This is a genomic window from Nonomuraea roseola, assembly GCF_039535395.1.
Lineage (GTDB): Bacteria > Actinomycetota > Actinomycetes > Streptosporangiales > Streptosporangiaceae > Nonomuraea > Nonomuraea roseola.
This window is the reverse complement of record NZ_BAAAXC010000015.1, coordinates 2,077,567-2,091,110: the sequence shown is the minus strand read 5'-3', so window position 1 is coordinate 2,091,110 and position 13,544 is coordinate 2,077,567. Positions and strand designations below refer to the sequence as shown.

Annotated in this window: 12 protein-coding genes; 3 read left to right on the top strand and 9 right to left on the bottom strand. The window is 70.9% G+C overall.

From position 1 onward, the window contains the following. The first annotated feature begins 1 nt into the window (after position 1). Positions 2–1,192: an epoxide hydrolase family protein gene (locus ABFX55_RS32990; protein WP_346126562.1), complete on the top strand. Its 1,191-nt coding sequence runs from the start codon at positions 2–4 to the stop codon at positions 1,190–1,192. A 114-nt stretch (positions 1,193–1,306) separates the two neighbouring features. Here the strand turns inward: ABFX55_RS32990 and ABFX55_RS32985 are convergent, their stop codons facing one another. The 6 genes from ABFX55_RS32985 to ABFX55_RS32960 form a co-directional block, all read right to left on the bottom strand. Then, positions 1,307–2,269, bottom strand: coding sequence for a CU044_5270 family protein (locus ABFX55_RS32985; RefSeq protein ID WP_346126561.1), 963 nt, complete (start codon positions 2,267–2,269; stop codon positions 1,307–1,309). Further along, a complete protein-coding gene (locus ABFX55_RS32980) occupies positions 2,269–2,841 on the bottom strand; it encodes an RNA polymerase sigma factor (protein ID WP_346126560.1) in 573 nt (190 codons plus the stop codon). The genes ABFX55_RS32985 and ABFX55_RS32980 overlap by 1 nt, the downstream gene beginning before the upstream one ends. A gap of 60 nt (positions 2,842–2,901) precedes the next feature. Continuing rightward, on the bottom strand, positions 2,902–4,071 hold the full coding sequence (locus ABFX55_RS32975) for a hypothetical protein (RefSeq protein WP_346126559.1): 1,170 nt from the start codon (positions 4,069–4,071) through the stop codon (positions 2,902–2,904). Then, entirely contained in the window at positions 4,064–4,207 is a 144-nt protein-coding gene (locus ABFX55_RS32970; protein WP_346126558.1) for an RNA polymerase sigma factor, read from the bottom strand. Before ABFX55_RS32970 ends, ABFX55_RS32975 begins: the two co-directional genes overlap by 8 nt. Before the next feature lie 151 nt (positions 4,208–4,358). Next, positions 4,359–5,138 (bottom strand): ABC transporter permease, encoded by a 780-nt coding sequence (locus tag ABFX55_RS32965; protein ID WP_346126557.1) that lies wholly within the window; start codon positions 5,136–5,138, stop codon positions 4,359–4,361. After that, the gene (locus tag ABFX55_RS32960) at positions 5,135–6,100 is read right to left on the bottom strand and encodes an ATP-binding cassette domain-containing protein (protein WP_346126556.1); all 966 of its coding nucleotides are present in this window, start codon (positions 6,098–6,100) and stop codon (positions 5,135–5,137) included. Before ABFX55_RS32960 ends, ABFX55_RS32965 begins: the two co-directional genes overlap by 4 nt. Positions 6,101–6,149: 49 nt before the next feature. Between ABFX55_RS32960 and ABFX55_RS32955 the strand changes: the two genes are divergently transcribed. After that, a complete protein-coding gene (locus ABFX55_RS32955) occupies positions 6,150–6,896 on the top strand; it encodes a TetR/AcrR family transcriptional regulator (protein ID WP_346126555.1) in 747 nt (248 codons plus the stop codon). Between the two features lie 74 nt (positions 6,897–6,970). Next, positions 6,971–8,470 carry a PhoX family protein gene (locus ABFX55_RS32950; RefSeq protein ID WP_346126554.1) on the top strand — a complete coding sequence of 500 codons (1,500 nt, stop codon included), beginning with the start codon at positions 6,971–6,973 and terminating at the stop codon, positions 8,468–8,470. 109 nt (positions 8,471–8,579) lie between these two features. On the opposite strand, the gene ABFX55_RS32945 is transcribed toward ABFX55_RS32950, so the two are convergent. From ABFX55_RS32945 to ABFX55_RS32935, 3 genes are all read right to left on the bottom strand, one after another. After that, complete coding sequence (locus ABFX55_RS32945) at positions 8,580–10,088, bottom strand: M28 family peptidase (protein ID WP_346126553.1); 1,509 nt, start codon at positions 10,086–10,088, stop codon at positions 8,580–8,582. Between the two features lie 84 nt (positions 10,089–10,172). Then, positions 10,173–11,678, bottom strand: a complete 1,506-nt coding sequence (locus tag ABFX55_RS32940; RefSeq protein WP_379479023.1) for a M28 family metallopeptidase — start codon at positions 11,676–11,678, stop codon at positions 10,173–10,175. 329 nt (positions 11,679–12,007) lie between these two features. Continuing rightward, positions 12,008–13,306 carry a DNRLRE domain-containing protein gene (locus tag ABFX55_RS32935; protein ID WP_346126551.1) on the bottom strand — a complete coding sequence of 433 codons (1,299 nt, stop codon included), beginning with the start codon at positions 13,304–13,306 and terminating at the stop codon, positions 12,008–12,010. Positions 13,307–13,544: the final 238 nt, after the last annotated feature.

Here is a 13,544-nt window from a genome sequence, read left to right as displayed (position 1 = left end):
CATGAGCGCAGACCCGCAGATCCGCCCCTTCCGTATCGAGATCCCGCAGGCCGACCTCGACGACCTCAAGGACCGGCTCACTCGCACCCGCTGGCCTCAGGAGTCGCCCGAGCAGGGCTGGGGCCGAGGGGTGCCGCTCGGCTATCTCAAGGACCTGGCCGCCTACTGGGCCGACGGGTTCGACTGGCGCGCCCAGGAGGCGGCGCTGAACGAGATCCCGCAGTTCATGACCACGATCGACGGGCAGGACGTGCACTTCATGCACGTCCGCTCCTCTGAGCCCGACGCGTTCCCGCTGATCCTCACGCACGGCTGGCCCAGCTCGCCGATCGAGTTCCGGAAGGTGATCGAGCGCCTCACCGACCCCCGCTCCCACGGCGGCGACCCGGCGGACGCCTTCCACCTGGTCATCCCCTCGCTGCCGGGCTACGGATTCTCCGCTCCCATGCGGCAGGGCTGGGGCAACCTGTTCAGGGTCGCGCAGGCGTGGGCGGAGCTGATGGCCAGGCTCGGCTACGAGCGGTACGCCGCCCACGGCACCGACGCGGGAGGGGGAGTGGCGGGGATGCTGGGAATGGTCGCGCCCGACCGGGTCACCGGCATCCACCTGACGGGGACCAGCTCGACGTTTCCCTTCGCGCCGCCGCTGGAGATCGAAGGGCTCTCGGAGTCCGACCGGATCAGGGCCGAACGGTTCAACGCCGCTCAGCAGGACGGGCTCGGCTACCTGCACCTCATGACGACCAGGCCGCAGACGCTGGCGTACTCGCTGGCCGACTCGCCGGTGGGTCAGCTCGCCTGGATCGTGGAGAAGTTCAAGGAGTGGACCGACCTGTCGGCCGAGCTGCCCGAGGACGCGGTCGACAAGGATCAGTTGCTGACCGGCGTCAGCGTCTTCTGGTTCACCGGCTCGGGCGCCTCCTCGGCCCACGCCGTCTACGAGGGCATGCAGGTCTACCGGCAGATGACCGCCCAGGCGGCGGGCGACGACGGTGGGTGGGCGGAGCCGGCGGGGCCGCCCACGGGCGTCGCGGTCTTCGCCGCCGACCCCACGGTCCGCTCGGTCATGGACCCCGCGGGGAAGATCGAGCACTGGACGGAGTTCGACCGAGGCGGCCACTTTCCCGCCATGGAGGCCCCCGACCTGCTCGCTCAGGACCTGCGCACCTTCCTGCGCGACCTGCGCTCGTAGCTCGGTCCGCGCCAGGAAGGGCCGCGGAGATCCGCGCTCAGGAAAGGTCGCGGAGCGCTCAGGAGGGGTCGCGGGGATCCGCGACCCCTCCTACCGCGCCGGGGCGGAGGAGGGTCAGGGGCGGTGGCCGGGCTTGTCGACGAGCTTGGTCTCCAGTTGGGCGGTCCAGGCCAGCGGCGTGCCCGCCTTGACCGTGACCTTCTCCAAGGTTCGGTCGGCGATGGCCTCGCCGTACGTTCCCAGGAACCGGTAGTCGTCCGAGCTGAGGACGATCTCGGAGCGCTCCCACTGGCCGGTGTAGGCGAACGCCACGCCGCGGCGGCCGGTCGCGTCGACGGCGTCCTGCTTGACCGTGACGCCTTCGATCATCGGGAGCGCGCGGAACAGCGCGGCCCGTACCTCAGGCGTGAGCGCCTGCTCTCTCATGAGCTGGGAGATCGCCTGGAAGACCCGCTGCTGCCTGCTCGCGCCGTCGTCGAACGGCGACGCGGGGGTGGCGTCGACGACCGCCCCGACCCTGGCCAGCGACTCCTCCGGAGTGACGGGGCTCTTGGCCAGGTCGGCGGCGGTGATGTCGGGGCGGGTTTCATGGATGACGAGCTTGCCCTTCCCGTCGTCCAGCGCGGTCTGCTTGCCGTCCAGGCTTTGCCACGTCTCGCGCGTCATGCGACTGTCGCGATCGACCTCCGGGTGCGGCTCGTTGAGCAGCGGAGCGATCGTCTCCTTCACGTACAGCCATTGGCCGGGCGAAGGGGTGCGCTTGTAGGCGGCGTAGGGGTCGTGGGGGTCGCCCTCGACGCTCTTGGCGGCTCGTTCTCCCAGCTCTTGGACGTTGGCGACGGCGACCGTGTCCGGCCGGCCGTCGCTCTGGACCACCTCCAGGCCCGCGACGAGCGCCACGGCCGCCGCGCCGGCGACCACGAGCCGCCACGCGAGGCGCGGCACGCGTGGCGCGCGCCGCCGTACGGGCTCGGGGGCAGGCTCGTGCATCGCCCGCAGCAGGCGGGCGCGGGCCGCGTCCTCCGCTTCACGGGTGATCACGGGGGTGGCGGAGCGGAACTGCTTGATCTCGTTCATCAGGAGACCTCTCTCGTCGGATCGTCGCCGCCGAGGGCGGCCCTGGCCTTCTTGCGCGCCCGGTGCAGGCGGGAGCGGACGGTCCCGATCGGCACGCCGAGCGCCCACGCCACCTCCTCGTAGGTCAGATCGCCCCACGCCACCAGCAGCAGCACGTCCCGATCGCCCTGCGACAGGCCCGCCAGCGCCCCCGCGAGCCGGCGGTCCTCCTCCTGGGCGGCGACGCGGCCGACCACCGCGTCGGCCATGGGCTCGGGCAACGGGTCCACCCCCGTACGGCTCAGCGCGCGCAGGAACCGCTCCTCGCCGCGCCGGTGCCTGGCCATGAGGGTGGTCGCGATGCCGTACAGCCACGGCCTGGCCAGCCGCTGCGTGAGGTCGTAGGACGCGCGGCGGCGGAAGGCGGTCAGGAACGTCTCCGCCGCGATGTCGTCGGCCGCCTGGGTGCCGAGCCGCCTGGCGACATAGCGATGGATCTGCTCGATGTAGCGGTCGAACAGCCCCGCGAACTGTTCAGGGTCATCGTGTGACCGGCGGATCAGCTCGGCGTCGTCCGCCTCTAGCGTCTCCACCGGTTGCGGTTGTGTCATGCCTGCTGTCTCCCGATGGCGGGATTCGGGTTCTCGCCGTGGTCAGGGAATCAGGCGGTCGCTGAGCCTGCAGCCGCGGGGCCGCTCGGGGCGCTCGTCGGTCCAGCCGGCCTCGGGCGCCCATGCCTGGTAGTACATGACGGTCCCCTGAGCGAGCCCTTCGGCGCTCTCGGCCGCGATGGAGACGTTGGCGGCCAGGACGGCGCCGGTGCGAGGGTGAAGGATGGCGACGTACCGCTCAGCCACCTCGTCGTCGGCGCCGAACTGGCCGGTGAACCCCTCGCTCTTCACGAAGGTGACCGCGAGGCCCTGGCGTCCCATGGGGTCGGTGACCGAGCCGCGCACCTTGGTCGTCGGCAGGCCCGCGAGAAGGCGCAGGGCGGCGGCCCTGACCGAGGGGCTGACCGGCAGCTCCAACAGGGCCAGGGCCATGGGGAGGAACTCCTCGAAGCTCTTCCATGCCCGGGCGTTCTCGCCGGCCTTCCAGTAGGCGCGCAGTCTCTCCCGCAGCAGGGCGGCGTCGCCGGGCAGCGCCGAGAGGTCGGCGAGGGTGAGTTCGCCCAGCCGCAGGTCGCCGAGCACACCCCCGGGCTCGGCCGCGTGCGTGTAGAGGCAGTCGGAGGGCTTCGACCGCATCCGCAACTTCTTGCAGTCGCCCGCGCGGGTGCCCGGCGTGCACACGCGCTGGACGGTGGACGGCGCGCCGGCCGCCCGCCAGGCGCGTTCGTCGGCGGAGGTGGCGGGGCGGACGAACTGCTCCCACCGCTCCACGTGGACGGGGTCGCGGACGTCGCGCGGCTGCCAGAGGTCGATCCGCGACGAGGAGAGCACGTTGAAGGCCTTGTCCTCCACCCGTACCCTGAAGCCCGTTGTTGAGCAGCGGCCTGCGCCAGTAGGCGCCGCGGTCGTCCGGCAGTTTCGCCACCTCGTCGGCCAGTCTGAGCAGGGCCTCTTGCCCCCTGCTGGCACGAGCGCGGGCGCGGGGACGGGGGCCAGGCTCGACACCAGCGTGACGACGGCCATGACGACGGCGGCCGTGGCCACGGCCGTGCCCAGGGTCCATGCCCAGACGAGGCCGCGCCGGCCCGGCCTGCGTGGCCGTACCGGCTCCCGGCGGGCGGCGGCCAGCCGGGCACGGGCCCTCTCGACCACCTCCGCAGACGGCGGAGGAGCGTCGGGCAGCGCCCGTGCCAGGAGGGTCAGCTCATCCATGGGTCTCCTCCAGGGGGTTGACGTCGCCGAGTGCCTTGCGGGCACGGTTGAGCCTGGAGGCGACCGTTCCTGCCGGGATCTTGAGGGCGGCGGCGACCTCGGCGTGGCTGAGGCCGCAGAGCACGCTCAGCAGCACCCGCGGTCCCCCCGGTTGAGCACCCGCAGGTCGGGTGGGTCGGCCAGGTCAGGTGGAACGGCCATGCAGGTGTCTCCGCTGGGTCGGGTCAACGATGGTCGCCCCTACTTGCCCGAAGCGCCGAAGTGCTTTCACAGGCGCCCGCAGAGGGCTACCTGGCGGTTCTCCTTCTGAACAGCACCGCCGCGATCGGGACGCTGATCAGCACGGCGGCGGTGAGCCAGATCGCGGACAACCATCCCGCGTTCCCCATCGGCTGGTCCAGGAGCAGCGCGCGCAGCGCCTCCACGATGGGCGTCGTGGGCTGGTGCTCGGCGAAGCCGCGCAGCGGGCCCGGCATGGTCTCCGCGGGCACGACGCCGTCCGAGACGTACGGGAAGAAGATCACCATGAAGCTGAACGCCTCGGCGGCCTGGGTGGATCTGACGAACAGCCCCCACAGCGCCGCGACCGCGGACACCGCCAGGACGTACCCGAAGACCAGGGCCAGCACCAGCGCCCCTTCGGCGAGCGAGGCGCTGGGGCGGAAGCCCAGCGCGATCGCCACCGCCAGTGCGATCGCGGTCGCCACCACGCTGCGCACCACCGAGGCGACGACGAACCCGGCAGGGACCACCCAGCCGCTGATGGGCAGGGTGCGGAAGCGGTCGATCATCCCGCCGGTCATCTCACGGGAGATGCTCACGGCCGTCAGCGCGGCGCCGTACCCGCCCGCCATGAGCAGGACGGCCGGCACCACGAAGTCGACGTAGGCCAGCCCGCTCGACCCTGTGGTGATCGCGCCGCCGAAGACGTAGACGAAGAGCAGCATGATGATCACCGGCAGGGCGATGTTCACCATGAGGGCGTCGGGCGTGCGCGCCTCGTGGCGCAGCGCCCTGCCTGCGAGACGGCGCAGGTCGCCCGCCGTCGTGGCGATGGCGGTGCTCATGCCGCCGCCGTCAGCTCGAAGAAGACGTCGTCCAGGGTGGGTGTGCGCAGCTCGACCCGCTCAACGGCGATGGCGGCGCCGTGCAGGAGGTCCAGGGCGCGGCGCAGGTGATCGGGGTCCTGGAGTGCCAGCGTGACCTCGCACCGGCCGGCGTCGAGATGGAGGCCCGTGTCACCGCCCGTGGCCAGGACGGCGCCGGCGCGGGAAAGGTCCTCGGCGCTCGACAGGCGCAGGGTCAGGCGCTCGGAGCCGACCTGGAGCTTGAGGACGTCAGGGGCGTCCTCGGCGACGATGCGACCGCCGTTGATCACCGCGATGCGGGCGGCGAGCTGGTCGGCCTCCTCCAGGTACTGGGTCGTCAGCAGGATGGTGGTGCCGGAGGCGAGCAGCTCGCGGATGACCGACCAGAGCTCGGCCCTGCTGCGCGGGTCGAGGCCGGTGGTGGGCTCGTCCAGGAAGAGGATCCGGGGTGCGGCCACCATGCTGGCCGCGAGGTCGAGTCGTCTGCGCATGCCGCCTGAGTAGGTCGAGACCCGGCGGTCGGCCGCGTCGCCGAGGTCGAAGCGGTCGAGCAGCTCTGTCGTACGGCGCCTGGCCTCCCGCCTGCCCACGTGGTACAGGCCGGAGAACAGCTCCAGGTTCTCCCTGCCCGTGAGCAGGTCGTCCACGGTGGCCTGCTGGGCCGTCAGGCCGATGGCGCGGCGCACCGCGACGGGCTCGCGCGCGACGTCGTGGCCCGCCACGGCGGCGGTGCCGCTGTCGGCGGCCAGCAGCGTGGTCAGGATCCGCACCGTGGTGGTCTTGCCGGATCCGTTCGGTCCGAGGAGAGCCAGCAGTGAGCCTGTCGGGACGGCGAGGTCGACCCCGAACAGCACGCGCGTGCCGCCGAAGGACTTGGTGAGGCCCCGGGCGTGGATCGCGGCCTCAGTATCCGTGTGCGTCGTACTGTGTATCGCATACATAGTTATTAAGCTATATCACGTACACAGTTCCTGGAAAGGGAGGTGTTCGATGGTGGAGCTGCCGCCGGTCGTGGCGCGGATGTGGGGGCGCGAGCACTCATCGCGCAGGGGCCCGAAGCCGCGACTGGATTTGGCGACGATCACTGCTGCCGCCATCGAGATCGCCGACACCGAGGGGCTGGCAGGGCTGTCGATGAGCAGCGTGGCGGCTCAGGTGGGCGTCGCGCCGATGGCGCTGTACCGGTATGTCGGCAGCAAGGACGAGTTGCTGACCGTCATGTCCGACAGCGCGGTCCCGTCGCCACCCGAGCGGGGGGAGCTGTCCTGGCGTGACTACCTCGCCGTGTGGACCCGTGCCAACAGGGACTTCCTGCTCTCGCGTCCATGGCTGCTGTCGCTCCAGGGGCTCACCCCGCCGATGGGGCCTCGGCGGCTGTACTGGCTGGACCGTCTCCTGGACGCGCTCGGCGACACCACGCTCGACGACGGTGAGAAGTTCAACGCCGCCACCGCGCTCACCGGCTACGCGCTGACCGACGCCACGCTCGTGCATGCGACGAAGGCGGCCGGCCAGGAGTTGGCGGCGGCGGGGGTGAAGGGAGCCACCGACTACGGCGAGGTGCTCGCCGAGGTGCTCGACCCCGCGACGTATCCGGTGCTGTCGGCGATGATGCGCTCGGGGCTGCTGAGGGAGTCCGAGGGCTGGACGGAGGACGCCGACTTCCTGTTCGGGCTCAACCTGCTGCTCGACGGCATCGAGGCGCTGATGGCGCGGCGCGCCGGGCGACCGGAATAGGCCCCCTCAACGGGCGGAAGCGCGTCTACGGTGGGGGAAGTTCTGTTCCTGTCCGGTCCCGAGGGGAAGCACTCATGACCGAGCTCGATCGACGATCCTTCCTCGGCCGTGGCCTGGCAACCGCAGGAGGCGTGCTGGCCAGCGGCGTCGCCATGGAGACATTGGGGGCTCACGCGTCGTGGGCGGACGCCGGCCGTCCCTGGACCGACCCGAACCAGGTGGGGTACGGCCCGCTGCGCCGTACGCCCTCCAGGAACACCGGTGAGGAGCTGCTCGCGCTGCCCGCCGGCTTCTCCTACGTCGTGCTCGGCAGAACGGGCACCCCCATGACGGACGGGGTGGCGACCCCGATCGCCCACGACGGCATGGCCGCCTTCCCCGGCACCCGCCGTCACACCGCCAGGCTGATCCGCAACCACGAGGTCCGCACCCCGCCGGGGTCACCCATCGGCCGGGTCCACGTGCCCGGTTCCGAGCGCTACGACGAACTCGGCGTCGGCGGCACCACTACGCTCGAGGTGGATCTGCGCAGCGGCGAGGTGCTGCGGCACTTCGTCAGCCTCAACGGCACGATCATCAACTGCGCCGGCGGCATGATGCTCCACGGACGTGGCTGGCTGACGTGCGAGGAGACCACGGCGGGCCGGGGTCAGGGCTGGGCGCGGAAGCACGGCTACATCTTCGAGGTACCGCTCGACGGACCCGAGCCCGGCAGGCCCGCCGCCTCCATGCCGCTGACCGCGATGGGGAGGTTCTCCCACGAGGCGGTCGCCGTCGACCCGCGTACGGGCTACGTCTATGAGACGGAGGACGACTCGGGCAAGCCCGACGGGTTGTACCGCTTCCGTCCCAAGGACCCTCGCCACCTCGCCTCGGGCGGCGTCCTCGAGATGCTGAAAATCAAGAATGTCGCCAACTACGACTGCCGCGAGGGACAGACGATGGGCACCCGCCTGCCCGTCGAGTGGGTGCGGATCGACGACCCCGATCCCGACCTGGAGAACGGCGCCCCGACCTGCACCCAGCAGGGGCTGGCCAAGGGCGGAGCGAAGTTCAACCGGCTGGAGGGCTGCTGGTACGGCGACGGCAGCGTCTTCTTCAACTCCACCAGCGGCGGCGACGCCAAGAACGGCGACGCCCCCGGCGCCGACGGCTACAGGGAGGGCTACGGCCAGGTCTGGCGGCTCATCCCCGGCACGCGAGGCAGGGGCGACACGCTGGTGCTGGTCTACGAATCGCCCGGGCGCAGGGAGCTCGACTCACCCGACAACCTCGTCTTCACCCCACGCGGCGGCATCGTCCTCTGCGAGGACGACGCGTCGTCCGCCGACGCCGACCCCCACCCGCTCGCGCCAGGGCTGACGAACGTCAACCGGCTGATCGGCCTGGACCCTCGGAGAGGGCAGCCGTTCGAGTTCGCCGTCAACATCGCCGACGACAGTGAGTTCGCCGGAGCCTGCTTCGCCCCCGACGGCTCGACCATGTTCGTCAACCAGCTGGGCAGCACCGCCGAGCTCGACCCGCCCGGGCGGACGTACGCGATCCGCGGCCCCTGGCGTCGCGGACCGCTCTAGATCTGTTCGGCCAGGGAAACCGCCCTGGCCGAACAGATCGGCTGACGCGGGCCCGCCGCGCGGGGCGGGTGCGGGGCGCCGCCCCTGACCCAGGGGCGGCGCCGGTGAACTACTGGCGAGTGACCTTGACGTCGTCGACGCCCGCCTCCAGCAGGCTCGCCCCCGAGGCGTCGGCCGCCTCGAACACGATGCGGACGGTCTGGCCCGCGTACGCCGAGATGTCGGCGGTGGACGCCGCCCACGCCCCGTCGCGGTCCGAAGCGGCTCCCAGCTGCTGGAACACCGTGCTGGTCGTGCCGCCCACGACCTTCACCCTGAAGAAGTCGGCGCTGGAGGAGTTGCTGCCGTGCGCCAGGTACCAGGAGAACGACACCCTCAGCACGCCACTGGACGGCAGCGTGACGGGAGGCGACTGGATCGAGGTGATCCCGCCGTCGACGTCGTACGCTCCCGCGCTCGCGCCCGCCAGCCGTCCTGTGACCAGGTCGTTGGCGCCGCTCACGGCCGTGCCGAGCTGCTTGTTCCCGCTCGAGGTGGTGGCCTCGGGGTCGCCGCGCTCCCAGAGACCCAGGGTGGCGGTGTCGGTCCCGCTCGGGTTGGCGGTCCAGGCGGTGGCGCTCTCGAGGTCGTCCGACCACACCGTCTGCGGCGGCACGGCGGTGGCGATCGTCCACACGGCGTAGGCCACCGCGTCGGCGTTGCGGTCCAGCGCCGTGTCGTTGATGTTGCTCGTGGTGTCGCACGCGCGGTGGTAGCAGGGGTCGAAGGCCTGCCCCGCCGTACCGCCCCACAGCTGGGCCTGCGCGCTCGACTTGATGCCCTCGGCGCCGGTGAAGGTGCCTCCGGCGGGGATGCCGCGCGAGATGAACGGCCCGTAGTCCGAACGGCCGTCGAAGTCGGTGCCCCTGGTCGGCACGCCGATCGAGGCGAAGTAGTCCTGCAGCGTCCGCTCCAGCTCGGCCGAGCCCGCAGGTCCGGGGCCCGACCCGACGCCGTCGGAGTTGTCGCCGTCGTAGAGGAAGTAGCCGGCGTTGGGCGAGCCGACCATGTCGAAGTTCAGGTACCCCTTGATCTTGGAGCGTTCGGCGGTGGGCAGGTTGGTGACGTAGTACTGCGAGCCGCGCAGTCCCAGCTCCTCCGCGCCCCACCAGGCGAAGCGCAGGTGCTTGGACGGCTGCAGCGCCTGCCGCGACACCTCGAGCGCCGTCTCCAGGATCGCGGCGCTGCCCGAGCCGTTGTCGTTGATGCCGGGCCCCGCCGTCACGCTGTCGAGGTGGGCGCCGACCATGAGGACGTCGTCGGGGTTGCCGCCGGGCCAGTCGGCGATGACGTTGTAGCCCGTCGCGCCGTTGTAGGTGAACGACTGCAGGGTGGTCTGGAACCCGGCCGCGTCCAGCTGTCCCTTGACGTAGTTGGCCGAGGCCAGGTAGCCGGGCCTGCCGTGGGCGCGGTTGCCGCCGTTGCTGGAGGCGATGGACTGCAGCTGGCTGAGGTGGGCCTTGACGTTGGCCAGCGAGATGTTCGGTGGCGCCAGAGGTAAGGACGCCGTCGAAGCGCCGGCGGTGAGGGGAGCGGCCAGCGCGATCGCGGCGGCCAGGACGAGGATACGGGACTTCATCGGTTCCTCCGTGGGGGGTGGGACAGAGGGTGCGATGGAAGGAGGGCGGCTCCTGTGGGAGCGCCCTCCTTCACGTGATGAGGGTCAGCTCGCGGCGCTTCCCGTGGCAGCCCGTACGGCGGCGCGTGCCGTCAGCGCGGCCTCCCTGTCGGGCAGGTTCCGCGTGTTGAAGGCGTAGCGGGCGACGGAGTCGGCGATCGCGTCGGCGTTGACGTCCAGCGCGGTCGCGTTGACGTTGGTGATCGTGTCGCAGGCCTGGTGGTAGCAGATGTCGTAGGCGATGCCTGCCGTACCGCCGAACATGGCCGCCTCCTCGGGCGTCTTCGGCTGCTCGGCGCCGGTGAAGATGCCGCCGGAGGGGATGCCGACCGCGATGAACGGGCCGTAGTCGGAGCGGCCGTCGAAGTCGGTGCCGACGGTGGGCAGGCTGCGGCTGGTGAAGAAGGCCTTCAGCTGCTGCTCGATCTCGGCCGATCCGGGCGGGCCCGCGGGGAAGCCGGTGGCGTCGGAGTCGTCACCGTCGTACAGCTTGTAGGCGTAGTTGGGCGAGGCGACCATGTCGAAGTTCAGGTAGAGCTTGATCCGGTCGCGTTCGGCCTGGGACAGCTTCTCGACGTACTGGTCCGAGCCGAGCAGGCCGATCTCCTCCGCGGCCCAGAAGGCGAAGCGCACCTTGTTGCGCACGGGGAAGAGCTTCATCTGCAGGGCCGTCTCCAGGATGGCCGCGCTTCCCGAGGCGTTGTCGTTGATGCCGGGGCCCTCGGGCACGCTGTCGAGGTGCGCGCCGACCATCACGACGTTGCGCGGGTCGCCGAACCGGGTCTCGGCGATCACGTTCTCGTCGGTGCCGAGCACGAGGGTGGAGTCGACCTTGAGCCGGACGGTGGTCCCCGGCGCGGCCAGCGCCTGGCCGACGGCGAAGTCGGCGAACACCATCGGCACTCCCGCGCGCCATTCGCCGATGTCGAGGGGGTAGGCGTCGGTCCTGCCCGGCTGCCCCTCGTTGAAAACGATGATCCCCGCGGCGCCCGCGAAGCCCGCGTTGCGCACCTTGGTGGCGAACGGGCAGGTACCGCGCTGGATGAGCGCGATCCGTCCCGCCACGAAGCCCGAGAAGTCGGACATCTCGCAGCCGCTCGTCGAGCTGGGAGCGGGGCTGGGCGGCAGCGTCAGGTCCACGCCCTGGACCTGCGCGGTGACGTCGCCCGCAGGGGAGGGCTGGAAGGAGTAGAAGTCCTCGTTCGGCACGTACGAGCCCAGCACGGGCGGGCTGTTCTCGACCCAGCTCTCGACGTAGTTGATCGGCTGGAGCGTGACCTTGTAACCGGCCTTGCGCAGCTTGTTCGCCACGTAGTCGCGAGAGGCGTCGTAGCCGGGCGTGCCCGCGGCGCGGTTGCCGCCGTTGGCGGTGGCGATGGACTGGAACGCGTCCAGATGCTTCTTGACGTTCGCGCCCTTGACCTGCTTGACCAGCAGCTTGGCGAAGACGTCGTCGACGGGCGTCGCCTGGGCCGGGGCGGTGAGTGAGAGGGGTAAGGCCAGAGCCGCGGCCGCGGCCACGGCGACGGCCTTACGGAAGGACAAGCGCATGAAGCTCCTCCAGGAAACTGAGGGTGAGCAAGATCGTCCCCCGAGATCACGCCTCCTGGAACGTACCTCTTTTGCCGATATGCGCCTAGAGCCCACCATTTTGGTCCCCCTGAGGCTCGCGGTGGCCGTGGCGGACCTTGAGGCCGCCCTCGTCGGGACGACCCCATCCCATGCGACCGCACGCACCTGACCGCCGAAGGCCGCCGCCTTCGTACGGCTCACCTACGCGGAAGGCGGCCCCACCGCGTGTCACGGGTGGGGCCGCCTGTCCAGGCGCTTCAGGCCCGGCTGGAGATCTTGTGGATGACCCGGTCAGGGGGTGGCGCGGACTAGCGCCAGTAGGTGACGCTCAGGGTCGGGGGCTTGACCGAGGCGTCCTTGTTCTCCGACGCGGCGAAGGCGCGCCAGTTGGTGGTCTCCTTCTCGTCGGCGCTGCGCAGCTGGATGCCGTGGTTGGCGGCGCCGGCGGCCCAGTCCCTGGCGATCGTGGTGACCGGCCACTGGAGGTAGCCGGCGCCACGGGCGCATCCCTCGGTCCAGGTACGGCCGCGGCCCTCGTAGGTGGTGAACGCGCCCCTGCTGGTGGTGGAGGGCTTGTTGTCCCAGTTGAGGTTGGTCTCGTCCCAGGCGCTGGTGATGCGCTCGGCGGTGAGCCCGGAGCCCACAATGAGACCGCACTTGTTGGTCTCCAGGTTCCACGCCTTGAGCGTGGCCCAGACGACGCGCTTGCCCTTGAGGTTGTCGGTGTTGAACTTCAGCAGGCTGCGCATGATGTCGCCGCCCTGGCCGTTCTCCCACGGCATGGTACCCGCGATGATCATCGGGTCGCCGGGGTGGGAGGCCCAGGAGGTCGCGACGTCGGTGTCGGTGACGATCGGCAGAGTGATCGTCGGGTCCACGGTGACCGGGTAGACGGTCTTGGGGTCCGACAGGTACGCGGTGTCCGGCTTGAGCACGAGCACCGAGGTGCCGTTCTGCGTCTCGACCTGGGTGTCGATCTTCTTGATCGAGTCACCGCGGGGCTTGCCGTGACCGCGGGAGTCCCACATGACGGGCTGCGCCGCGGAGGCGACCTGCTGGCCGTTCTCGCCGGCCAGCTCCAGCTTGCCGTCGGCCGTCTCGGACAGCGTCAGGCCCTGCGTCCGCACGGGGATGCGCAGCTCCAGCGGCTCCGTGGGACGCTCGCGCAGGACGACGTCGTGGCGGAAGCCGGTCGGGATCACGGTGACGACCAGGTCGGCGCCGGGCCCCGCGGCGTTGGTGAACGTCGCGACGTTGTCCTTGACGACGGGGGCGGGCAGCGCCGTCGGCCACTGCAGCGAGAACACCCTGCCCTGGTCGTCGGTCAGCTTGGCCAGGGTGTCGTTGCCCCCTGCGGAGACCTCCACCTTCGCGCGGGAGGCCTTGGGCTTCAGCACCCCGCCCTCGGCGACGAGGCCGGTGTCGATGGGCACCCACGCGCCGTCGCGCTGGACGTTCGAGGGTCCGGAGGTGATGGAGGTGGTGAAGCTGCCGTCGGGGTTGGCGACGGTCGTGCTGTTCTCATCGGTCAGGCTGGCGACCTGGACCGCGGCGCCCGAGGAGGCGGCCTGGGAGAGGGCCTCCTGCACCGGGTCGACGGTTGCCACGGCGTCGAGGGTCGTGGCGCCGACGAGAAGGGTGGCCGCTCCGAGTCCAAGCGCAGCTCGGCGAAGGGGCGTGGCCATAGAAATGCTCAATGTGCGTCCTTTTTGGATAAATCGGACATGCAATGTCAGAGGTGTCCCCATGTACGGATGGGGTTGACGGCAGAGGTCGGCGCAGCGGCCCGATGTCCCCCACCGGGCGGATGGCCGTAACGGTCTACCGCTCCAGATGCCTTGTCGG

Excerpts from the sequence above, each read along its gene's own strand:
- ABFX55_RS32990 (WP_346126562.1), top strand. The coding sequence starts at position 2 with ATGAGCGCAGACCCGCAGATCCGCCCCTTCCGTATCGAGATCCCGCAG.
- ABFX55_RS32985 (WP_346126561.1), bottom strand. The coding sequence starts at position 2,269 with ATGAACGAGATCAAGCAGTTCCGCTCCGCCACCCCCGTGATCACCCGT.
- ABFX55_RS32975 (WP_346126559.1), bottom strand. The coding sequence starts at position 4,071 with ATGGATGAGCTGACCCTCCTGGCACGGGCGCTGCCCGACGCTCCTCCG.
- ABFX55_RS32965 (WP_346126557.1), bottom strand. The coding sequence starts at position 5,138 with ATGAGCACCGCCATCGCCACGACGGCGGGCGACCTGCGCCGTCTCGCA.
- ABFX55_RS32960 (WP_346126556.1), bottom strand. The coding sequence starts at position 6,100 with ATGTATGCGATACACAGTACGACGCACACGGATACTGAGGCCGCGATC.
- ABFX55_RS32955 (WP_346126555.1), top strand. The coding sequence starts at position 6,150 with ATGGTGGAGCTGCCGCCGGTCGTGGCGCGGATGTGGGGGCGCGAGCAC.
- ABFX55_RS32950 (WP_346126554.1), top strand. The coding sequence starts at position 6,971 with ATGACCGAGCTCGATCGACGATCCTTCCTCGGCCGTGGCCTGGCAACC.
- ABFX55_RS32945 (WP_346126553.1), bottom strand. The coding sequence starts at position 10,088 with ATGAAGTCCCGTATCCTCGTCCTGGCCGCCGCGATCGCGCTGGCCGCT.
- ABFX55_RS32940 (WP_379479023.1), bottom strand. The coding sequence starts at position 11,678 with ATGCGCTTGTCCTTCCGTAAGGCCGTCGCCGTGGCCGCGGCCGCGGCT.